Below are 20,654 nucleotides of genomic sequence, written 5' to 3' on the forward strand. Positions count from 1 at the left end.
CTACTGAGAGTGTCGCTCAGCGCCCGGTGAGGCGCCTGGCGTTTTCCAGGTGGGCGGTGAGCCGGCCCTGGATCCGTACGGTGGCCTCGTCGAGGGCCTTGCGGGTGCGGCGGCCCGATCCGTCCCCCGCCTCGAAGGCGTCGCCGAAGACGACGTCGACGCGGCCGCGCAGCGGAGGCAGTGCCTTGACCAACCGTCCGCGGCGCTCGGTGCTTCCCAGGACGGCGACCGGGACGATCGGCGCGCCGCTGCGGACGGCGAAGTACGCCAGGCCCGCGCGGAGCGAGGCGAAGTCGCCGTCGCCGCGGGTGCCCTCGGGGAAGATCCCGAGGACGCCGCCCTGCTCCAGGATGCCGAGCGCGTTGCCTATCGCGTGGCGGTCGGTGCTCTCCCGGTCCACCTTGAGCTGCCCGATGCCCTCCAGGAAGCTGCCGAGCGGGCCGACGAACGCCTCCTTCTTGATGAGGAAGTGCACGGGGCGCGGGGCGGTGCCCATGAGCATGGGACCGTCGATGTTGTGCGCGTGGTTGACGGCGAGGATGACGGGGCCGGAGGCCGGCACCCGCCAGGCGCCGAGGACACGCGGTTTCCAGAAGCCGTACATCAGCCCGATGCCGATGCGACGGCCGACGGCGGCGCCCTTCGCGGAGGGCAGGGTCACTTGACGCCCGCCCTCTTCTCCTCGACGAGGGTGACGACGCACTCGATGACCTGGTCGAGGGTGAGCTCGGTGGTGTCGACCTCGACGGCGTCGCCGGCCTTGGCGAGCGGGGAGGTCTTGCGGCTGGAGTCGGCCGCGTCCCGCTTGATGAGGGCTTCCTTCGTCGCGTGCACGTCGGCGCCCTTGAGCTCGCCGGAGCGGCGGGCGGCACGGGCCTCGGGCGAGGCCGTCAGGAAGATCTTCAGGTCGGCGTCCGGCAGGACGGTGGTGCCGATGTCCCGGCCCTCGACGACGATGCCGATCTCGGCGCTGCGGGCGATGGACCGCTGCAGCTCCGTGATCAGGCTCCGCACCTCGGGCACGGCGCTGACGGCGCTGACCTTGGAGGTGACCTCCTCGGTCCGGATCGGCCCGGAGGCGTCGGCGCCGTCGACGGTGATGGTGGGCCGGGCCGGGTCGGTGCCGGAGACGATGACCGGCTTGGACGCGGCGTTCGCGACGGCCTCGGCGTCGGTGACGTCCACGCCGTTGCTGATCATCCACCACGTGATCGCCCGGTACTGGGCGCCGGTGTCGAGGTAGCTCAGCCCCAGCTTGGCGGCGACCGCCTTCGAGGTGCTGGACTTGCCCGTGCCGGAGGGCCCGTCGATGGCGACGATCACGGATTCCACGGTGGGAACACCTTCCTGGGGGTGCGCGGTAGGGCCCGGCGGTATGCGGGGACCCCCACAAGGTTACCGAGTCCCGACCCCCCACTCGGCCCCGCCCACTACGGGCCCCCACCCACGCGGGACGGCGCCCCTGCGCGCCCTGCCGGGCGGGGCGCTCCGCCCACCGCCGTGTGGGCCGCGCGCCCGCGCGGGGCGGTGCGCTTCGCTCACCCGCCCGTGTGGGCAATCGTCCCGCTGGGGCGGGACGGGTGGGCACACGGGACGGCGCCCTTAGCGGCGCCTCCGCGTTCCGAGCCTGGACCCGCACCACCCGTGACGGTGCACATGGGGTGCGAGTCCGGGCTCGTAAGCCTCTGGCGCCGGCAGGGCGCGGGTCCGTTGTGCCCACCCTCCCCCAAGCTCTCGGCTTCGCTCGAGCAGGGGGGACCCCCTTCGCCCCAGCGGAACGATTGCCCACAACGGGGGCGGCGGGGGCACAGCCCCGGCGGGACCAGCGTCCACAACAGGCGGGGCGCGGCCCACAACGGCGGCGGGCATCAGGGCGTGCGGAGGGACCAGCCGCGTTCCTGGAGGTAGGTGCCGAGGGCTGCCGCGGCCGAGGGTTCGACCATCAGTTGGACGAGACCGGCCTGCTGACCGGTGGCGTGCTCGATGCGGACGTCCTCGATGTTGACCCCCGCCCGGCCCGCGTCGGCGAAGATGCGGGCGAGTTCGCCGGGCTGGTCGCTGATGAGGACGGCGACGGTCTCGTAGACCGTGGGGGCGGCGCCGTGCTTGCCGGGGACGCGGGCGCGGCCGGCGTTGCCGCGCCGGAGGACGTCCTCGACTCCGGTGGCGCCGTCGCGGCGCTCGTCGGCGGAGGCGGACTGGAGGGACCGCAGGGCGCGGACGGTCTCGTCGAGGTCGGCGGCGACGCCGGCGAGGACGTCGGCGACGGGCCCGGGGTTGGCGGAGAGGATCTCGAGCCACATGCGCGGGTCGGAGGCCGCGATCCGGGTGACGTCGCGGATGCCCTGCCCGCAGAGGCGTACGGCGGACTCCTCGGCCTCCTCCAGGCGCGCGGCGACCATCGAGGAGACGAGCTGCGGGGTGTGGGAGACCAGGGCGACGGCCCGGTCGTGGGCGTCGGCGTCCATGACGACGGGGACGGCCCGGCAGAGGGCGACGAGCTCCAGGGCGAGGTTGAGGACCTCGGTGTCGGTGTCCCGGGTCGGGGTGAGGACCCACGGCCGGCCTTCGAAGAGGTCGGCGGTGCCGGCGAGGGGGCCCGAGCGCTCCTTGCCGGCCATGGGGTGGGTGCCGATGTACGTGGTGAGGTCGAGGCCGAAGGCCTCCAGCTCGCGCTTCGGTCCGCCCTTGACGCTGGCCACGTCGAGGTAGCCGCGGGCGAGGCCGGCCTTCATGGCCTCGGCGAGGGTGGCGGCCACGTGCGCGGGGGGCACGGCGACGATGACGAGGTCCACGGGGCCTTCGGGGGCCTCGTCGGTGCCCGCGCCGAGCGCGGCGGCCGTGCGGGCGCGCGCCGGGTCGTGGTCCCGCAGGTGGACGGTCACGCCGCGGCCCGCGAGCGCGAGGGCGGCGGAGGTGCCGATGAGGCCGGTTCCGATGACGAGGGCTGTTCTCACTGGGCGATGTCCTTGCGCAGGGCGGCCGCGGCGCCGAGGTAGACGTGCGCGATCCGGGACTTGGGCAGTTCGGTCTCGACGTGGGCGAGGAGCCGGACGACCCTCGGCATCGCACCCTCGATGTCGAGTTCCTGCGCGCAGATCAGGGGGACGTCGACGATGCCGATCTCCCGGGCCGCGGCGGCGGGGAAGTCGCTGTGGAGATCGGGCGTGGCCGTGAACCAGATGCTGATGAGGTCGTCGGCGGTGAGCCCGTTGCGTTCGAGGACGGCGGTCAGCAGTTCCTCGACCTGCTCGCGCATGTGTCCGGCCTCGTCCCGCTCCAGCTGGACGGCTCCTCGGACCGCTCGTACCGCCACGTCGTGCTCCTTCGCCTGCGTCAGTGCTCCGTTCAGCCTAGTCAGCGGCGGGGACGGCGCGCCGCGACGCCCGCCCTCCGAGACGGAACGAGACGGAGGGCGGGCGTCCGGAACGGGGTCAGAGCCGCTGCTCGCGGATGATCTCCTCCAGGGAGGCGCCCTGGGGCAGCGAGCCGTTCGGGGTCAGGCCGTCGACGACCTGCGGCAGCGAGTGCGCGATCTGGTCGGCGGCCTCCTGCGGGCTGACGCCGGCCTCCGCCGCGACCTTCTGGAGGGTCTCGTCGGGGAGGGCCTCGGCGATCCGGGCGCCGCTGACGGCCTGGTTCTCGCCGGTGCCGATCCAGGACTGGGCCTGGTCGGCCAGACCGGCCTTGGTGAGCATGTCGAGGAGCCCGCCGAGCGGGTTCGAGCCGTTGCCGCCGCCCTGGCCTCCCGTGAGGGCCCCGAGCAGGGAGCCGAGGATGCCGCCGGCGCCGCCGCCACTCTGTCCGCCGGCGCCGCCGAGGAGGCCCCCGAGGAGACTGCCGAGGTCGTTACCCGCCATGATCCTGCCTTTCGTCCGGTACGGAACACGCCCAATGTCACCCGAACCGGGGCGCTCCGCCACTCGGGGTACACGGCGGGCCCGGACAGGCGTGTTACGGGCTCCGGGGCGGCCTCGTGGCGAAGCCGGCGGAATGACCGCGAGCGCAGCCCCCCGTCGTCGTACCGTCCTGCTGGCCGCAGCGGCCCCGACGGCGGGCTGCGGCCCGGACGGCGGCGGGACCGGCTCCCCGTCCCCTCCCGGCCGAGCGGATCACCGTCTCGGGAGAAACGATCACCCTGGCGTAATCTGCCGGGCATGACTCCGGACGAGCTGGTGCGCGAGCACACGATCTACTCCTGCGTGATGGGCTCGCGCGCCTTCGGTCTGGCGACCGAGGACAGCGACACGGACGTACGGGGCGTCTACCTCGCCCCGACGCCGCTCTTCTGGCGCTTCGACAAGCCTCCGGCGCATGTGGAGGGACCGCGCCCGGAGCAGTTCAGCTGGGAGCTGGAACGCTTCTGCGAGCTCGCCCTGCGCAACAACCCGAACGTCCTGGAGTGCCTCCACTCCCCCGTCGTCGAGCACGTCGACGACTGGGGCCGCGAGCTCGTCTCGCTGCGCGGGGCCTTCCTGTCCCGCCGGGCCCACCAGACCTTCGTGCGGTACGCGGGCGGCCAGCGCCGCAAGCTGGACGCGGACGTCCGCCAGTACGGGCAGCCGCGCTGGAAGCATGCCATGCACCTGCTGCGGCTCCTGACCAGCTGCCGCGACCTGCTGCGCACCGGCGAGCTCCGCATCGACGTCGGCGAGGACCGCGACCGCCTCCTCGCGGTCAAGCGCGGCGAGGTCCCCTGGGCCGAGGTGGAGTCCTGGATGAACCGCCTCCAGGAGGAGGCGGACCGCGCCCACGACACGACCCCCCTCCCCGCCGCCCCGGACGAGCCCCGGATCCAGGACTTCCTGACCCGCGCCCGCCGCTCCTCGGCCCTGGCCGAGCTCTAGCGCCTCACGCGTCCCACAGCGCGCCGAAGGTCAGCAGGTCGCTGCGGTACTCGACGCGCTCCGCCCACTCCTTCGGCCAGGCGTCCGCGCCGAGGTGCGCGCCGGCGAAGGCGCCCGCGAGGGCGGCGATCGAGTCGGAGTCCCCCCGGGTGCAGGCGGCCCGGCGGAGGGCGGTGAGCGGCTCGTCGGGGAAGAGCAGGAAGCAGAGGAGCCCGGTCGCGAGGGCCTCCTCGGCGATCCAGCCGTCGCCGGTGTACTCGCAGGGGTCCAGCTCCGGGTCGGCCGTGCGCTGGACCGCGTCGAGGCGCTCCAGGACGGCCAGGCACTCGTCCCAGCCTCGCTGGATGAAGGACAGGGCGCTGGGGTCCTGGGAGCGGGTCCACAGGTCGCCGAGCCACTGCTCGCGGTAGACGGAGCGGTTCTCGTACGCGTACGAGCGCAGCTGTCCGACCAGCCCGGTCGGGTCCACGCCCTGCGCGAGCAGGTACACGGCGCGGGCGGTGAGGTCGGAGGCGGCGAGCGCGGTGGGGTGACCATGGGTCAGGCCCGACTGGAGCTGTGCGGCGCCCGCCCGCTGCTCCTCGCTGAGCCCGGGGACGAGCCCGATGGGGGCGACCCGCATGTTGGCGCCGCAGCCCTTGGAGTGGATCTGGCTGGCGTCCTGCCAGAGCCGGTCACCGTCGAGGAGCCTGCAGGCGCGCATGCACGTGTTGCCGGGGGCGCGGTTGTTCTCCGGGGAGTGGTACCAGTCGACGAACTCGTCGCGGACGGGCCTCGCGAGCCGCAGCGGGGCGAGCACGCCCCGGTCCATCGCCGTGCGGATGCCACGGGCGAAGGCGAGGGTCATCTGGGTGTCGTCGGTGACGTACGCCTTGCCGTTCCTGACGGGCAGCGCCATCTCACGCCAGGGGCCGACCTTGGCGAGGATCGACGGCACGTCGTTGAACTCGGTCGGGAATCCCAGCGCGTCCCCGAGCGCCAGCCCGATCAGGGAGCCGGTCGCGGCCTGCTTGGTGGCGGTGCGGGTGAGGTTCATGCGGGGCGTCCTTCCGGTCGCAGGAGGGGCGGGTGGAGGGTGGTGGCCTCGCCCGCCCGGTAGAGAGCGGCCGGTTTCCCCCGTCCGCCGGTGAGGCGCGGGGGTCCTTCCACGGCCTGGACGAAGCCGGGCGTGGTGAGGACCTTGCGCCGGAAGTTGGGGCGGTCGAGTTCGACGCCCCAGACCGTCTCGTAGACCTGCCGCAGCTCGCCGAGGGTGAACTCGGGCGGGCAGAAGGCGGTCGCGAGGCAGGTGTACTCCAGCTTGGCGCCGACCCGTTCGTGGGCGTCGGCGAGGATCCGGTCGTGGTCGAAGGCGAGCCGGCCGTGCGTCCCGTACGGGATCCACCGGGCCTGGGCCGCGTCGCCGCCGCCGCGCGGCTCGGGCGGGTCGGGGACGAGTGCGGTGAAGGCGACGGAGACGACCCGCATCCTCGGGTCGCGGTCCGGTTCGGAGTAGGTGCGGAGCTGTTCGAGGTGGAGACCGTCGACGGTGGTTCCGGAGAGTCCGGTCTCCTCGGCGAGTTCGCGGCGGGCGGCGGTCTCGGCGGACTCGCGGGGCAGGACGAATCCCCCGGGCAGGGCCCAGGATCCGGCGTACGGCTCCTGGCCGCGCTCGACGAGCAGGACGTGGAGGCGTTCCTCGCGGATCGTGAGGACGGCGAGGTCGACGGTGACGGCGAACGGCTCGAAGGCGTACGGGTCGTAGCCCTCGGGGGCCCGGTGGACGGTCATCGGCGCTCCGGCTGGGGTTCGGTGAGGTGCATGCCCTCGGCGAGCAGCGCGTCGACGGCGGCGACGGCGGCCGCGAGCCGCTCCTCGTGGGGGCCGGTGAGGACGGCGGTGCGGCGGCCGGTGTGGGCGAGCTGGGTGAGGAGGCGTGCGGTCATCCAGGGCCGCAGCCGGTCCGGGTCGTCCGCGCGGTCGATGCCCCGGTGGTCGGTTAGCAGCCAGAGGTGCTGGCGGCCGCGGGCGGCGATCTCGCCGACGGCGGGGCTGGCGGTGCCGAAGTGGAGCTCGTGCCGGATGGTGGCGGCGAAGGCGTCGGTGTCGCAGAAGAGGACGGGCGAGCCGTCCCGGGCGGCCTCCTCCTCCCGTTCGGCCTGGCGCTGGGCGATGACGGGGAAGTCGGCGGAGCGGAGGGCGGGCCCGGGCGCGCCGGGTCCGTCCTCGTACGCCGGTACGCAGCGGGTGCGGGCCCAGACGCCGCCGCGCCGCCGGTAGTGGTCGGTGAGGGCGCGGGCCATGGTGGTGGTGCCGGTGGACTCGGCGCCGAGGAGGACGACGCGCCGGGTGAGCGCGGCCCGTACCGGCGGCTCCAGGAAGTCCCAGAAGGCGGCGGGGTCCTCGCGTACGGCGGTGTCGGTGAAGGGGTGGACCCGGTCGACGTGGACGGTCGCGGCGCCGAGGCGGCGACCGAGCTCGTCCCCGTACGACTCCGGGGCGAAGTCCCCGTACGGATCGGGGGCGAAGTCCCCGTACGACTCCGGAGTGAAGCCCCCGTACGGCTCCAGGACGAAGACGGCGTCGACCCGCTCGGGGCCGGCGTACCGCTCGCCGCCGACGACGAGGACGTCGGGGTGGATCTCCCGCATCCAGGCGACCCGGTCCTCCAGGGGGAGGGTGTCCCCGGCGGAGGCGCGGACGAGCACGGTGAGGCGCTCGCAGCGGTCGCGGGCGGTGCGGACGAGGTGGTGGTGGCCGGCGTGCGGCGGATGGAACCGGCCGGGGACGAGGCCGTGGCCGTAGCGCTTCATGAGGTGCCCCCCGCCATGGACGGCCATGTCTCGTGACCTGATCCACCCCCGTGGGTCCAGGTCCACCGGCTGCGCATGGCGGGGCTCACCTCCGATCTCTTTAAGAGTCACCTTGACTATAAAGCGCGTCGGCCCTCACCCACAAGGCCCGGCGGACACGGAGAAGCCCGTGACCGCCGGGCGGTCACGGGCTTCCTCGTCGAGCGGGCACGGGGCCCTACATGCCGACTTCCTTCATCAGCATGCCGACCTCGGTGTTGGTCAGGCGGCGCAGCCAGCCCGACTTCTGGTCGCCCAGGGCGATCGGGCCGAAGGCGGTGCGGACCAGCTTCTCGACCGGGAAGCCCGCCTCGGCGAGCATCCGGCGGACGATGTGCTTGCGGCCCTCGTGGAGGGTGACCTCGACCAGGTAGTTCTTGCCGGTCTGCTCGACGACGCGGAAGTGGTCGGCGCGCGCGTAGCCGTCCTCCAGCTGGATGCCGTCCTTGAGGCGCCTGCCGACCTCGCGGGGCAGCGGGCCGGTGATGGCGGCCAGGTAGGTCTTCTTGACGCCGTACTTCGGGTGCGTGAGGCGGTGGGCCAGCTCGCCGTGGTTGGTGAGCAGGATGATGCCCTCGGTCTCCGTGTCGAGGCGGCCGACGTGGAACAGCCGGGTCTCGCGGTTGGTGACGTAGTCGCCGAGGCACTGGCGGCCGTCCGGGTCCTCCATGGTGGAGACGACGCCGGAGGGCTTGTTCAGCGCGAAGAAGAGGTACGACTGGGTGGCGACGGTCAGGCCGTCCACCTTGATCTCGTCCTTCTCCGGGTCGACGCGCATGCCCTGTTCGAGGACGATCTCGCCGTTGACCTCGACGCGGGCCTGCTCGATGAGCTCCTCGCAGGCGCGGCGCGAGCCCATGCCGGCGCGGGCGAGGACCTTCTGCAGCCGCTCGCCCTCCTGCTCGGCGCCGGGGAAGGTCTTGGGGAGCTTGATCTCGGGCTTGCCGGCGTACCGCTCCCGGTTGCGCTCCTCCGTACGGGCGTCGTACTCGCGCGAGCGGGCGGGCGCCGTACGGCCGCCGCCGCGCTGCGGGGACTGCCGGGGGCCGCCCTTGGCGCCACCGCGCGCGGCGTCGCCGCGCCCGCGCCTCGGGGCGTCCGAGGGGCTGTAGCGCTCGTCGTAGGTGCGCTCCTCCGGACGCGCCTTGCGCGGGTTGGAGGCGCTGCCGCCCGACCGGCCGCCGCCCTGCCCCGGGCGTCCGCCGCCCTGGCCGGGACGGCCGCCGCCCTGGCGGTCGTCGCGGCTGTTGCCGGCGCCGCGGTAGTTCCCGCGCCCGCCGCCGGAGCCGCTGCCACCGCGGCCGCCGCCGCTGCTGCCGCGGCCGCCGCTGTTGCCACCACGGCTCCCGCCGTTGTTTCCGCTGCTGTTCCTGCCGCTGCTGCTTCGCATCAAACTTCCGTCTTGTCGTCGTCCTCACGATCCGGGACATCCGGATCGAACGACGGGACCCCTTCCAGCGAGTCCGGCTCGACCGCCTCGGCCTCGGAGAGGAAGGGGGCGAGCTCGGGGAGTTCGTCCAGGCCTCGCAGGCCCATCCGCTCCAGGAAGTAGTTCGTCGTCCTGTACAGGATCGCACCTGTTTCGGGTTCCGCGCCCGCCTCCTCCACCAGACCCCGCTGGAGGAGGGTCCTCATCACGCCGTCGCAGTTGACCCCGCGGACCGCGGAGACCCGGGAACGGCTGACCGGCTGGCGGTACGCGACGACCGCGAGGGTCTCCAGGGCCGCCTGGGTGAGCCGCGCCTGCTGCCCCTCCAGGACGAAGGCCTCGACGGCCGGGGCGAAGGCGGCGCGGGTGTAGTAGCGCCAGCCCCCGGCCACCCGGCGCAGCTCGAAGCCGCGGCCCTGGGAGGTGTACTCCTCGGCCAGCTCGTGCAGGGCGTCGGCCACCTCGCCCGGGGTGCGCTCCAGGACCTTGGCGAGGTGGGCCTCGGTGGCGGGCTCGTCGACGACCATGAGGACGGCTTCGAGGGCGGGCTTGAGGTCGCTCATGCGGTGGCCTCCCTGGCCTCCTGGTCGAATTCGTCGGTCACGGCCCCGGAGGGGTCCGTCTCGCCGCCGGTCCAGGAGACCGTGAGGTCCGCGAGGGCGGTCTCCTGGTCGAGGGCGACGGCCTTCTCCCGGTAGAGCTCCAGGAGGGCGAGGAAGCGGGCGACGACGGTGAGGGTGTCGCCGGCGTCCTCGATCAGCTCCCGGAAGACGGCCGTCCCGCGCTCGCGGAGCAGCGCGACGACCACGGCGGCCTGGTCCCGGACGCTGACGAGCGGGGCGTGGATGTGGTCGACGTACACCTGGGGCTCGGCCCTGGGTCGCATGGCCTTGGCGGCGAGCTTCGCGAGGCCCTCGGCGCCGATGGAGATGACGACCTCGGGGAGCAGCTCGGCGTGGTGCGGTTCGAGTCCGACCGTACGGGGGTGGCGGTGGCTCTCGGCCTCCCAGCGCTCTTCGAGGATCTCCGCGATCCGCTTGTACGCGCGGTACTGGAGGAGCCGGGCGAAGAGCAGGTCGCGGGCCTCCAGGAGGGCGAGGTCGGCCTCGTCCTCCACCTCGGCGACGGGGAGCAGCCGGGCGGTCTTGAGGTCGAGCAGGGTGGCGGCGACGACGAGGAACTCGGTGGTCTGGTCGAGGTCCCCGTCGGGCCCGAGGGCCCGCAGGTGCGCCATGAACTCGTCGGTGACCCGGGAGAGGGCGACCTCGGTGACGTCCAGCTTGTGCTTGGTGATCAGCTGGAGGAGCAGGTCGAAGGGCCCCTCGAAGTTGGACAGCCGCACGGTGAACCGTCCGTCCCCGCCGGGAGCGGGCGGCTGCTCCGGGGGCACCGGCTCCGCCGTCTCGCCCGGGCCGCGGCCCAGGGGGCGGCGGCCCGGCGGGCGGGACGTTTCGTCAGGAGCGTGGTGCATGGGGGTCCAGGGGGAACGAGGAGGACGGCAGCCCGCAGGCTACCGTCAGCGGCCGCGCAGGCGGCGGACGAGGATGCTCGCGTCGCCGCGGGACTCCAGGTCCGCCAGGACGACCGCGACGGCCTCCCGGACGATCCGGCCCCGGTCGACGGCGAGGCCGTGCTCGCCCCGGAGCACGAGCCGGGCGTGCTCCAGGTCCATCAGCTCCTCGGCGGAGACGTAGACCGTGATCTTCTCGTCGTGGCGCTCGCGGCCGCTGGGCCGCCGGTTCGGGGTACGGCCGCCGCGCCGCCGGGCCGCCGCGGGGGCGGGCACGGAGGCGGTGGGCGCGGCCTTGGCGGCCTGCCCCTCGGGCTCGGCCGTCCGGGTGCGCGGTTCCGCGGCCTCGGAGTCCGCGGGCGCGTGCTCAGCGGGGCCCTCGGCCGCGACCGCGTCGCTCTCGGCCGCCGGTGCCGGGACGGCGCGGCGGGGTGCGGACGCCTGGAGCGCCGTCCCCCCGGTCGTACGGAAGAGTTCGTCGGCTCCGGGCAGACTCACTCGGCGTGACACCGGGCGAGCACCTCCCTGGCGAGCTGGCGGTAGGCGGCGGCGCCCACGGAGTTGGAGGCGTACGTGGTGATGGGCTCGCCGGCGACCGTGGTCTCCGGGAAGCGCACGGTCCGCCCGATGACCGTGTGGTAGACGTGCTCGTCGAAGGCCTCGACGACGCGCGCGAGGACCTCACGGCTGTGCACGGTCCGGGAGTCGTACATCGTGGCGAGGATGCCGTCGAGTTCGAGCTCGGGGTTGAGCCGCTCCTGGACCTTCTCGATGGTCTCGGTGAGCAGCGCGACGCCGCGCAGCGCGAAGAACTCGCACTCCAGCGGCACGATGACCTTGTGAGCCGCCGTCAGGGCGTTCACGGTCAGCAGGCCGAGGGAGGGCTGACAGTCGATCACGATGTAGTCGTAGTCGTTCATCAGCGGCTTGAGGGCGCGCTGGAGCGTGGACTCGCGCGCGACCTCGCTGACCAGCTGGACTTCGGCGGCCGAGAGGTCGATGTTGCTCGGCAGCAGGTCCATGTTGGGCACGGCGGTCTTCAGGAGGACCTCGTCGGCCGACATGCCCCGCTCCATGAGCAGGTTGTAGACGGTGAGGTCGAGCTCCATCGGGTTCACGCCGAGGCCGACCGACAGGGCTCCCTGCGGGTCGAAGTCGACGAGCAGCACCCGTCGTCCGTACTCGGCGAGCGCGGCGCCCAGGTTGATGGTCGACGTGGTCTTGCCGACGCCGCCCTTCTGGTTGCACATCGCGATGATCTTCGCGGGTCCGTGGTCGGTCAGGGGACCCGGGATCGGGAAGTACGGCAGGGGCCGTCCGGTGGGGCCGATCCGCTCGCGGCGCTGGCGGGCAGCGTCGGGTGCGAGGGTGGCCGCGTACTCCGGATCGGGCTCGTACTCGGCGTCGGGGTCGTAGAAGTGCCCCTCGGGCACCTCGTCGTAGGCGGCGAAGTGGGTGGACTCTCGGCCCATCTCGTTGCCGGCCGTGGCGTTCACGTGTAGGCCGTCCATCGTCTTCATCGTGTGGGCACTCGTCATGGGCTGGTGCGTCGCGAAGGTCCGCACCGCGACGGAGCCGATCGGGGCACCTGGCACACCGCTCCCGGGAGTAATTGTCGACTCATTCACAAGTCGTCTTACCTCCTTGGATGTCACCAGGAACATTTATCGATAGGTCAGCGTGGCACCATGCCGACGGTTGGCGACTCTATGGCGTGTCACCGCTCCGCAGCAACACAATCCGCCGGACCCGGCCCGATGTGTCGGCAACCGAACACGTCTCTGTCAAGGGTGCGCAGGCATGCATCCACACGTTTCAGGGGTGTGCGAAACGGTTAAAGGGTTACGTTCGAGGCGAGTTGCCCGAACGTTTCGGCGGGCCGGAGACACGACCGGCCGGACCTTGTCGAACAAGGTCCGGCCGGATGCGTGATATTGACGGCACGCGTTGACGGGGCCTCCGTCAAGGAGCCCTCGGGGGTCAGGCCAGGAGGCTGGCCAGCTCGACGTGCTCGAGGCCGTGCGCCTCGGCGACCTCCTTGTAAACCACCTTGCCGGCATGGGTGTTGAGGCCCAGGGCGAGGGCGGAGTCGCGGCGCAGCGCCTCGACCCAGCCGTTGTTCGCCAGCGACACGATGTAGGGCAGCGTGGCGTTGGTGAGGGCGTAGGTGGAGGTGTTCGGGACGGCGCCCGGCATGTTCGCCACGCAGTAGAAGATCGAGTTGTGGACCTGGAAGGTCGGCTCGGCGTGGGTGGTCGGGTGCGAGTCCTCGAAGCAGCCGCCCTGGTCGATCGCAATGTCGACAAGGACACTTCCGGGCTTCATCTTGGCGACGAGCTCGTTGGTGACCAGCTTCGGGGCCTTGGCGCCGGGGATGAGGACGGCACCGACGACGAGGTCGGCCTCGACGACGGCCTTCTCCAGCTCGAAGGCGTTGGAGACGATCGTCTTGACCTTCGTGCCGAAGATCTTGTCGGCCTCGCGGAGCTTGTTGATGTCGCGGTCGAGCAGGGTCACGTGGAAGCCCAGGCCGATGGCGATCTGCACGGCGTTCCAGCCGGAGACGCCGCCGCCGATGACGACGCACTCGCCGGCGTGGGTGCCCGGGACGCCACCCGGGAGGACGCCGCGGCCGCCGGCCGAGCGCATCAGGTGGTAGGCGCCGACCTGCGGGGCCAGGCGGCCCGCGACCTCGGACATCGGGGCGAGCAGCGGGAGCGCGCGGTTCGCGGTCTCGACCGTCTCGTACGCGATGGCGGTGGTGCCGGACTCCAGGAGGGCGTCCGTGCACTCCTTGGAGGCGGCGAGGTGCAGGTAGGTGAAGAGCGTCTGGTCCTTGCGGAGGCGGTGGTACTCCTCGGCGATGGGCTCCTTGACCTTGAGCAGCAGGTCGGCGGTGGCCCAGACCTCGTCGGCGGTGGCGAGGATCTCGGCGCCGGCGGCGACGTACTCCTCATCCGTGATCGAGGAGCCGACACCGGCGTTCTGCTCGACGAAGACCTGGTGGCCGTTGCGGACGAGCTCGTGGACACCGGCGGGGGTGATGGCCACGCGGAACTCGTTGTTCTTGACCTCGCGGGGGATGCCGACCTTCATCGTCGATCACGGTCCTTGAATCGGGGGGATAACTAGGGCACTGCAATACATACCCGGATGCATTGCAGCGCACCGGGGCAGACCACGTTCGAACGCGGCTCACCCAGTCTAATGAAGGAGTTCCCCCTGTCTAGCCTTTCAAAGTACTAATCTTCGGCAGAGCCACTGCGGATTTCGTAGGTCGATGGTTCCGTTTGCAGGAGCCTCTCGGCCGCGGACCGGTGCAGCCCGGCCGCCGCGGGGTCCCCGAGCCGGTCGAGGGTGTCCGCCAGCCGGAGCTGCAGCGCGGCCTGGAGCCGGGTGTCCCGGGCACGGCGGGCCCACTCCACCGCCTCCTCGCAGGTCCGCAGGGACTCCTCGGGCCGTCCGGCGTACTCCTGGACCCGGGCCGCCTCGCTCAACGCCCGTGCGTGGCCCGGGAGATCGGAGAGCCTCCGGTAGCCGGCCGCGGCGGCGCGCCAGCTGCGCAGGGCCTCCCCGTACCGCCCCGCATAGGTCTGTACGGCTCCGAGCCGGGCGTACAGCCGGGCCTGGTCGGCGCGCTCGTCCCGGGCGAGGCGCTGCGCGAGCGCCCGCCCGTACCAGTCGCCGGCCCGCTGCCAGTCTCCCAGCTCCTGATAGGACCCACCTACGGATTCCATCGCGCGACCGGTCGCATACGGGTCATTTGCTTTGCGTCCGGCATCCAAAGCCAACCGATATCGCAGCAGAGCGTCCTTCGTCCTGCCGGTCCTGGCATCGAGATCGGCCAGGTTCAGCAGGGCGGCGGCCCGCTCGCGGTGCAGCCCGCGCCGCTCGGCCACGTCCAGGACCAGCCGGTGGAGGCCGTACAGCTCGGGGGCGGCGGCCTCCGCGCCCCGGTGCGCGGCGAGCGCCCTGACGAGCGAGGCCACGAGCCGGCGCGCCAGGGTGTCGAGCTCCCCGTCGGCGACGGCGAGCCGGGCGGAGGCCAGGAGGAAGGGCTGCCGGGAGTCCAGCCAGGCGGCGGCCGCGGCCGGGCTCGGGAAACGCAGGGCGCGCGGCAGCCCGGCCAGCTTGCGGCGGGCGGGCGAGCCCTCGGGTTCGGTGACCGCACGGCAGGACTGGAGGAGCCGTACGGTCCGCTCCAGCATCCGGGCCCGGGCGAGCTGCACCTCGGCGGGCCGGTCGCGCTCCTCCAGCTGGGCGCGAAGGAGGGGTACGAGATGGGCGCGCACCTCGTACTGTCCGTCCCCGCCGTCCGAGACCAGCCCCAGGGCGGCGAAGTCGGCGAGGGTGGTCGCGGCCGCCGAGACCGAGCAGCCGGCCAGGGCGGAGGCGGTGTGGGCGTCGGCCCGGCCCAGCGGGGCCAGGACGAGGAATCGCAGTATCCGGGCGGCGGTGGCGGGCAGCGCCTCGTGGGCGAGCAGGAAGGCCCGGGTGAGGGGATCGCCGCTGAGCCCGCGCAGCCGCTTGGCGAGGTCGGCGACGGAGGCCTTCGGCTGGGCGGAGAGCCAGCCGCCGGCGAGGACGACCGCCGCGGGCAGTCCCCCGCACTCCTCGACGAGGGTCTCGGCGGCCTGCGGGTCGACGGTGACGCGGACGGAGCCGGTGAAGGCGGTGAGCAGCTCGATGGCCGACTTGGGGTCGAGCCCGCCGAGGGTGCAGGGCCGTACGTCGGGAATCCCGGTGAGCGGTCCGCGGGCGACCCCCACCACGAGGGCGTCGGGGTTGTCGGGGATCAGCGGGTCGGCCTGCTCGGCGTCGACGGCGTCGTCGAGGAGCAGCACGGCCCGGCGGTCCGCGAGGGCCCCTCTGACCAGCTCGGTCAGCTCGTCCTCCCCGGCCCCCGGGGGTTCGGCGACCCCGAGGGCGGCGAGGAGTTCCTGGGCGACGCGCGCGGTGGGGACGGGGTCGCCGCCGGGCTCGGTGAGCCGGGCGCGGAAGACCCCGTCGGGGTAGCGGTCGGCGAGTCCGGCGGCGAGTTCCTCGGCGAGGGCCGTCCGCCCGGAGCCCGGCTTGCCGGCGATGAGCAGGACCCGGGCGCGGGGCGCCTTGCGGCCGGTGAGGGTGTCGAGGCCGGTCCGCTCGATGTCGGCGCGCAGGGCCTTCAACTCCCGCTGCCGGCCGAAGAACTGACGGCTGCCGACCGCCGCCACCGCCTGATCCGTCACTGGCCACGCTCCCGTCCACCTGCGCACGAGCCGATCCCGCGGGGGCTCCGCACGGGCGATTCCGAGCGTAGTTCAGGGCACGGGGCGGACCCCGCGGAGCACGGCGGACGGATCCCCCGATCGGATCAGCAGATCGTCACACCGCCCCACCCCGTTGCGGGGGGGGGCAGCGGGGTGCGGGCCCCGTGGGGCTAGGACTCGAAGGGGCGGGCCGGCCAGGGGGCGGTGGCCGGGCGGAGGGCGTCCAGGCCCTCGCCCGCCCGCGCCGCGGCCAGCGAGAGGACCCCCACCACCAGGCAGCTGTTGTGCAGCTCGCCCGCGAGGACCCCCCGCACCAGCTCGGGCAGCGGCACCCGGGCGAGTTCCATGTCGGCCTCCTCGTCGGAGACCTCGAAGCGTTCGCCCTCCGCCTCGGCGAGGTCCCGGGCCAGGAAGATCCGCACGGCCTCGTCGCAGCCGCCGGGCGTCGTGTAGACGTCGGCCAGGACCCGCCAGTCCCCCGCCTTGACGTGCGTCTCCTCGTACAGCTCGCGCTGGGCGGCGTGCAGCGGGTTCTCGCCGGGCACGTCGAGGAGCCCGGCCGGGATCTCCCAGAGCTTCTGCCGTACGGGGTGCCGGTACTGCCGGAGGAGGACCACGCGGTCCTCCTCGTCCAGGGCGAGGACGGCCACGGAGCCGGGGTGGACCTGGTAGTCGCGGCGGGCGACCGAGCCGTCCGGCATGACCACGTCGTCCGTGCGGACACTCGTCTTCTTGCCCGTGAAGGGGGTGGCGGTGGCGGCGACCGGCCACTCCTCAGGGGTGTCCTGCACCTTCATCAGAAGTCCTCTCACGTACGAAAACCGGGGTACGGCCCCCGGAGAGGGACCCGTACCCCGGCAACGTTAACCCCAGCGGTTACTTCGCGGTCTTGCGCTCCACGGCCGCCTTCACCAGGCCCGCGAAGAGCGGGTGCGGGCGGGTCGGGCGGGACTTGAGCTCCGGGTGCGCCTGGGTGGCGACCAGGTAGGGGTGGACGTCCTTCGGGTACTCGACGAACTCGACGAGCTTGTTGTCCGGGGAGGTGCCGGAGAAGACCAGGCCGGCCTTCTTCTCCAGCTCCGCGCGGTAGGCGTTGTTCACCTCGTAGCGGTGGCGGTGGCGCTCCTCGACGTACGGCTCGTCGCCGTAGGTCTCGCGGACGACCGAGCCCTCGGCGAGCTTCGCCGGGTAGAGGCCCAGGCGCATCGTTCCGCCCAGGTCGCCGGCGCCCTCGACGTACGCGAGCTGCTCCTCCATCGTGGAGACGACGGGGTGCGCGGTGGCCGGGTCGAACTCGGTGGAGTTGGCCTCGGGGATGTCGGCCAGGTTCCGGGCGGCCTCGATCACGATGCACTGCAGGCCGAGGCAGATGCCGAGCAGCGGCACCTTGTTCTCGCGGGCGTACTGGATCGCGCCGACCTTGCCGGAGACGCCGCGGTCGCCGAAGCCGCCGGGGATGAGGATGCCGTCGACGTCGCCGAGCTGCTTGGCGGCGCCGGCCGGGGTCTTGCAGTCGTCCGAGGTGACCCACTTGACCTTGACCCGGGCGCGGTTGGCGAAGCCGCCGGCGCGCATGGCCTCGGTGACCGACAGGTAGGCGTCGGGCAGGTCGATGTACTTGCCGACGAGCGCGACGGTGACCTCGTGCTCCGGGTTGTGGACGCGGTCCAGGAGGTCCTCCCAGACGGTCCAGTCCACGTCGCGGAAGGGCAGGTCGAGCTTGCGGACGACGTAGGCGTCCAGGCCCTCGGTGTGCAGCACCTTCGGGATGTCGTAGATCGACGGGGCGTCGATGGCGGCGACGACCGCGGCCTCGTCGACGTCGCACATCAGCGAGATCTTGCGCTTGATGGCGGTCGGGACCTCGCGGTCGGCGCGCAGCACGATCGCGTCGGGCTGGATGCCGATGTTGCGCAGGGCGGCGACCGAGTGCTGGGTCGGCTTGGTCTTCAGCTCGCCGGAGGGGCCGATGTAGGGCAGCAGCGAGATGTGCACGACGAAGACGTTGTCGCGGCCGACCTCGTGGCGGACCTGGCGGACGGTCTCCAGGAAGGGCAGCGACTCGATGTCGCCGACCGTGCCGCCGACCTCGGTGATGACGACGTCGACGTCGTCGGTCGCCATGCGGCGGATGCGGCCCTTGATCTCGTTGGTGATGTGCGGGATGACCTGCACGGTGTCGCCGAGGTACTCGCCGCGCCGCTCCTTGGCGATGACCTGCGAGTAGACCTGGCCGGTGGTGACGTTGGCCGAGCCGTCGAGGTCGACGTCGAGGAAGCGCTCGTAGTGGCCGATGTCCAGGTCGGTCTCGGCGCCGTCGTTGGTGACGAACACCTCGCCGTGCTGGAAGGGGTTCATCGTGCCCGGGTCGACGTTCAGGTACGGGTCGAGCTTCTGCATCGTGACCCGCAGGCCGCGGGCCTTGAGGAGCGCACCCAGGCTGGAGGCGGTGAGGCCCTTGCCGAGCGAGGAGGCGACACCCCCGGTGACGAAGATGTGCTTGGTCGTCGTGGTGTTGGGCGGCATCGCCAAGAGGGGGCTCCCGTGGTCGCGTTCTGGAGGTGCGTACCGGCGTCCCCTCCGGAAGAATCGGGGGGTGCCGTCGCTGCGGTTGTGGGGTCCTCGGCTGTCGCCGTTTCCCACCGGTCCACGGGGTACCAGGGTATCAGCGACATCGGGAGAGCGCTTCCGGCCACACGCGGCAGTCGGGTGTTCACGTACGGCGACAGGGGCGTGCGGACGAGGGGGAAGGCGCAGCTCACCCGTGTGGAGCAGCGCGTCGCCCGTGTGATCACTACGGTCACCGGGGTGGCACGTATTCTGCTCGGACGTCGCCCGCCCAGAAGGTCGGCATCGTCCGCCGAGCAGGCCGGCCCGTCCCGCACACTGGCAGGACCGAGACCGCACAGACATCACGTACATCAGTAGCAAGCGCCCCTCAGGGGCGGACGTGGCCGTTCGACTGGAGTGAAGCACGTGGCCGGGCGCATCGAGGATTACGCACTCATCGGAGACATGCAGACCGCTGCCCTGGTCTGCCGGGACGGCAGCGTCGACTGGCTGTGTCTCCCCCGCTTCGACTCGCACGCGGTCTTCGCCGGACTGCTCGGCACCGAGGAGCACGGCTTCTGGCGGGTGGGCCCGGCGGGTCCGGAGGACGCGGAGCCGGCCCCCGCCGACCGGCGCCGCTACCGGGGCGACTCGCTGATCCTGGAGTCCGAGTGGGACACCCCGCGCGGCACGGTCCGGGTGACCGACTTCATGCCGCCGCGCGACGGCGCGCCGCAGCTGATCCGGATCGTCGAGGGCGTGTCGGGCCGGGTGCGGATGCGGTCCTCGCTGCGGATGCGGTTCAGCTACGGCCGGATCGTGCCCTGGGTGCACAAGGTCGGGGAGCGCACGGTCGCGGTCGCCGGACCCGACTCGGTGTGGCTGGACGCCGACGCGGAGACCCACGGCAAGGACCTGACGACGTACTCGGAGTTCACGGTCACGCCCGGGGAGCGGATCACGTTCACGCTCTCCTGGCAGCCCTCCCACAAGGAGCCGCCGCCGCTGCCGGACCCGGAGGGCTCCCTCGCGGCGACGGCCGAGTTCTGGCGCGAGTGGGTCGAGCACTGCACGTACCACGGCCCCTACCGGGAGGCCGTGATCCGCTCGCTGATCACCCTGAAGGCGCTGACGTACGCGCCGACCGGCGGGATCGTCGCCGCGCCGACGACCTCGCTGCCGGAGGAGATCGGCGGCGTACGGAACTGGGACTACCGCTACACCTGGCTGCGGGACGCGGCGATCACGCTCTCCTCGCTGCTGCGCACCGGCTACCGCGAGGAGGCCCGCGCCTGGCGCGAGTGGCTGCTCCGCGCGGTCGCGGGCGACCCGGAGAACCTGCAGATCATGTACGGCATCGCGGGCGAGCGGGAGCTCGGCGAGCAGGAGCTGGACTGGCTGCCCGGCTACGAGAACTCCGGCCCGGTCCGGGTCGGCAACGGCGCGGCGGGCCAGCTCCAGCTGGACGTGTACGGCGAGGTCACGGAGGCCCTCCACCTCGGCCACATGACGGGCCTGTCCCGCAACGACTACGCCTCCCTGCTCCAGATCAAGCTGATCAACTACCTGGAGAAGCACTGGGACCAGCCCGACGAGGGCATCTGGGAGGTCCGCGGCCCGCGCCGCCACTTCGTCCACTCCAAGGTGATGGCCTGGGTGGCCGTCGACCGCACGATCAAGCTGATCGAGTCCGGGGACGCCGACGGCCCGCTGGAGCGCTGGCGCGAGCTGCGCGACGAGATCCACCGAGACGTCTGTGAGAAGGGCTACGACAAGGAGCGGAACACCTTCACGCAGTCGTACGGCTCGAAGGAGCTGGACGCCTCGCTGCTGCTGATCCCGCAGATGGGCTTCCTGCCGCCGGACGACAAGCGGGTCATCGGCACGATCGAGGCGATCCAGCGCGAGCTGTCCACGGAGGACGGCTTCGTGCTGCGCTACCCGACGGCCGGCGAGGAGGCCGGCGTCGACGGCCTGGAGGGCGACGAGGGCGCGTTCCTCGCCTGCTCGTTCTGGCTGGCGGACGACCTGGCGATGATCGGCCGGGTCGACGAGGCGCGCACGCTCTTCGAGAAGCTCCTCGCGCTCCGCAACGACCTCGGGCTGCTCGCCGAGGAGTGGGACCCGCGGCTCCAGCGGCAGGTGGGCAACTTCCCGCAGGCCTTCAGCCACGTCCCGCTGATCGACACGGCGCTGCGGCTGACGGCGAGCGGGGCGTACGGAGGCTGAGGGGCGTCC

General features: G+C 72.6%; 19 protein-coding genes. 2 read left to right on the forward strand and 17 right to left on the reverse strand.

What is annotated here, in order from left to right; all coding sequences use genetic code 11:
• Positions 1 to 16: 16 nt before the first annotated feature.
• The 5 genes from ACH4TP_RS26950 to ACH4TP_RS26970 form a co-directional block, all read right to left on the reverse strand.
• The gene (locus ACH4TP_RS26950; RefSeq protein ID WP_389228779.1) at positions 17 to 703 is read right to left on the reverse strand and encodes a lysophospholipid acyltransferase family protein; all 687 of its coding nucleotides are present in this window, start codon (positions 701 to 703) and stop codon (positions 17 to 19) included.
• The gene (gene cmk, locus ACH4TP_RS26955; protein ID WP_389228889.1) at positions 658 to 1,323 is read right to left on the reverse strand and encodes a (d)CMP kinase; all 666 of its coding nucleotides are present in this window, start codon (positions 1,321 to 1,323) and stop codon (positions 658 to 660) included. Before cmk ends, ACH4TP_RS26950 begins: the two co-directional genes overlap by 46 nt.
• Before the next feature lie 545 nt (positions 1,324 to 1,868).
• Positions 1,869 to 2,957 carry a prephenate dehydrogenase gene (locus tag ACH4TP_RS26960; protein WP_398439356.1) on the reverse strand — a complete coding sequence of 363 codons (1,089 nt, stop codon included), beginning with the start codon at positions 2,955 to 2,957 and terminating at the stop codon, positions 1,869 to 1,871.
• A complete protein-coding gene (gene aroH / locus ACH4TP_RS26965; protein WP_389228784.1) occupies positions 2,954 to 3,316 on the reverse strand; it encodes a chorismate mutase in 363 nt (120 codons plus the stop codon). The genes ACH4TP_RS26960 and aroH overlap by 4 nt, the downstream gene beginning before the upstream one ends.
• Before the next feature lie 118 nt (positions 3,317 to 3,434).
• Positions 3,435 to 3,860, reverse strand: a complete 426-nt coding sequence (locus tag ACH4TP_RS26970) for a YidB family protein (RefSeq protein WP_398439357.1) — start codon at positions 3,858 to 3,860, stop codon at positions 3,435 to 3,437.
• 297 nt (positions 3,861 to 4,157) lie between these two features.
• On the opposite strand from ACH4TP_RS26970, the gene ACH4TP_RS26975 reads away from it, so the two are divergent.
• Positions 4,158 to 4,847, forward strand: coding sequence for a DNA polymerase beta superfamily protein (locus ACH4TP_RS26975; protein WP_398439358.1), 690 nt, complete (start codon positions 4,158 to 4,160; stop codon positions 4,845 to 4,847).
• Between the two features lie 4 nt (positions 4,848 to 4,851).
• Here ACH4TP_RS26975 and ACH4TP_RS26980 read toward each other — a convergent pair whose 3' ends face one another.
• The 12 genes from ACH4TP_RS26980 to ACH4TP_RS27035 all read right to left on the reverse strand — a co-directional run bounded on the left by ACH4TP_RS26980 (position 4,852) and on the right by ACH4TP_RS27035 (position 18,392).
• The gene (locus ACH4TP_RS26980) at positions 4,852 to 5,883 is read right to left on the reverse strand and encodes an ADP-ribosylglycohydrolase family protein (RefSeq protein WP_398439359.1); all 1,032 of its coding nucleotides are present in this window, start codon (positions 5,881 to 5,883) and stop codon (positions 4,852 to 4,854) included.
• Positions 5,880 to 6,617, reverse strand: a complete 738-nt coding sequence (locus tag ACH4TP_RS26985) for an NUDIX domain-containing protein (RefSeq protein ID WP_389228794.1) — start codon at positions 6,615 to 6,617, stop codon at positions 5,880 to 5,882. The genes ACH4TP_RS26980 and ACH4TP_RS26985 overlap by 4 nt, the downstream gene beginning before the upstream one ends.
• Positions 6,614 to 7,639, reverse strand: a complete 1,026-nt coding sequence (locus tag ACH4TP_RS26990; protein ID WP_398439360.1) for an AAA family ATPase — start codon at positions 7,637 to 7,639, stop codon at positions 6,614 to 6,616. Before ACH4TP_RS26990 ends, ACH4TP_RS26985 begins: the two co-directional genes overlap by 4 nt.
• Positions 7,640 to 7,856: 217 nt before the next feature.
• Entirely contained in the window at positions 7,857 to 9,068 is a 1,212-nt protein-coding gene (locus ACH4TP_RS26995) for a pseudouridine synthase (RefSeq protein ID WP_389228800.1), read from the reverse strand.
• Positions 9,068 to 9,670 (reverse strand): SMC-Scp complex subunit ScpB, encoded by a 603-nt coding sequence (gene scpB / locus ACH4TP_RS27000; RefSeq protein ID WP_398439362.1) that lies wholly within the window; start codon positions 9,668 to 9,670, stop codon positions 9,068 to 9,070. Before scpB ends, ACH4TP_RS26995 begins: the two co-directional genes overlap by 1 nt.
• On the reverse strand, positions 9,667 to 10,578 hold the full coding sequence (locus tag ACH4TP_RS27005; RefSeq protein ID WP_389228806.1) for a segregation and condensation protein A: 912 nt from the start codon (positions 10,576 to 10,578) through the stop codon (positions 9,667 to 9,669). The genes scpB and ACH4TP_RS27005 overlap by 4 nt, the downstream gene beginning before the upstream one ends.
• Positions 10,579 to 10,623: 45 nt before the next feature.
• Positions 10,624 to 11,115: a hypothetical protein gene (locus ACH4TP_RS27010; protein ID WP_398186577.1), complete on the reverse strand. Its 492-nt coding sequence runs from the start codon at positions 11,113 to 11,115 to the stop codon at positions 10,624 to 10,626.
• Entirely contained in the window at positions 11,112 to 12,137 is a 1,026-nt protein-coding gene (locus ACH4TP_RS27015; protein WP_351789048.1) for a ParA family protein, read from the reverse strand. Before ACH4TP_RS27015 ends, ACH4TP_RS27010 begins: the two co-directional genes overlap by 4 nt.
• 460 nt (positions 12,138 to 12,597) lie before the next feature.
• On the reverse strand, positions 12,598 to 13,713 hold the full coding sequence (ald, locus tag ACH4TP_RS27020; RefSeq protein ID WP_389228808.1) for an alanine dehydrogenase: 1,116 nt from the start codon (positions 13,711 to 13,713) through the stop codon (positions 12,598 to 12,600).
• 146 nt (positions 13,714 to 13,859) lie between these two features.
• On the reverse strand, positions 13,860 to 15,845 hold the full coding sequence (locus tag ACH4TP_RS27025; RefSeq protein ID WP_389228811.1) for an AAA family ATPase: 1,986 nt from the start codon (positions 15,843 to 15,845) through the stop codon (positions 13,860 to 13,862).
• Positions 15,846 to 16,036: 191 nt separating this feature from the next.
• The gene (locus tag ACH4TP_RS27030; RefSeq protein ID WP_389228814.1) at positions 16,037 to 16,663 is read right to left on the reverse strand and encodes an NUDIX domain-containing protein; all 627 of its coding nucleotides are present in this window, start codon (positions 16,661 to 16,663) and stop codon (positions 16,037 to 16,039) included.
• A 79-nt stretch (positions 16,664 to 16,742) separates the two neighbouring features.
• Positions 16,743 to 18,392 carry a CTP synthase gene (locus tag ACH4TP_RS27035; protein WP_389228817.1) on the reverse strand — a complete coding sequence of 550 codons (1,650 nt, stop codon included), beginning with the start codon at positions 18,390 to 18,392 and terminating at the stop codon, positions 16,743 to 16,745.
• A gap of 450 nt (positions 18,393 to 18,842) precedes the next feature.
• Here ACH4TP_RS27035 and ACH4TP_RS27040 point away from each other — a divergent pair, with 450 nt between their 5' ends.
• Positions 18,843 to 20,645 (forward strand): glycoside hydrolase family 15 protein, encoded by a 1,803-nt coding sequence (locus tag ACH4TP_RS27040; protein WP_389228820.1) that lies wholly within the window; start codon positions 18,843 to 18,845, stop codon positions 20,643 to 20,645.
• The last annotated feature ends 9 nt before the right edge of the window (positions 20,646 to 20,654 follow it).

Source organism: Streptomyces sp. NPDC021012 (genome assembly GCF_044333355.1).
In the GTDB taxonomy this organism is placed as follows: Bacteria; Actinomycetota; Actinomycetes; order Streptomycetales; family Streptomycetaceae; genus Streptomyces.

Excerpts from the sequence above, each read along its gene's own strand:
- ACH4TP_RS26970 (WP_398439357.1), bottom strand. The coding sequence starts at position 3,860 with ATGGCGGGTAACGACCTCGGCAGTCTCCTCGGGGGCCTCCTCGGCGGC.
- ACH4TP_RS26975 (WP_398439358.1), top strand. The coding sequence starts at position 4,158 with ATGACTCCGGACGAGCTGGTGCGCGAGCACACGATCTACTCCTGCGTG.
- ACH4TP_RS26980 (WP_398439359.1), bottom strand. The coding sequence starts at position 5,883 with ATGAACCTCACCCGCACCGCCACCAAGCAGGCCGCGACCGGCTCCCTG.
- ACH4TP_RS26985 (WP_389228794.1), bottom strand. The coding sequence starts at position 6,617 with ATGACCGTCCACCGGGCCCCCGAGGGCTACGACCCGTACGCCTTCGAG.
- ACH4TP_RS26990 (WP_398439360.1), bottom strand. The coding sequence starts at position 7,639 with ATGAAGCGCTACGGCCACGGCCTCGTCCCCGGCCGGTTCCATCCGCCG.
- ACH4TP_RS26995 (WP_389228800.1), bottom strand. The coding sequence starts at position 9,068 with ATGCGAAGCAGCAGCGGCAGGAACAGCAGCGGAAACAACGGCGGGAGC.
- scpB (WP_398439362.1), bottom strand. The coding sequence starts at position 9,670 with ATGAGCGACCTCAAGCCCGCCCTCGAAGCCGTCCTCATGGTCGTCGAC.
- ACH4TP_RS27005 (WP_389228806.1), bottom strand. The coding sequence starts at position 10,578 with ATGCACCACGCTCCTGACGAAACGTCCCGCCCGCCGGGCCGCCGCCCC.
- ACH4TP_RS27015 (WP_351789048.1), bottom strand. The coding sequence starts at position 12,137 with ATGAAGACGATGGACGGCCTACACGTGAACGCCACGGCCGGCAACGAG.
- ald (WP_389228808.1), bottom strand. The coding sequence starts at position 13,713 with ATGAAGGTCGGCATCCCCCGCGAGGTCAAGAACAACGAGTTCCGCGTG.
- ACH4TP_RS27030 (WP_389228814.1), bottom strand. The coding sequence starts at position 16,663 with ATGAAGGTGCAGGACACCCCTGAGGAGTGGCCGGTCGCCGCCACCGCC.
- ACH4TP_RS27035 (WP_389228817.1), bottom strand. The coding sequence starts at position 18,392 with ATGCCGCCCAACACCACGACGACCAAGCACATCTTCGTCACCGGGGGT.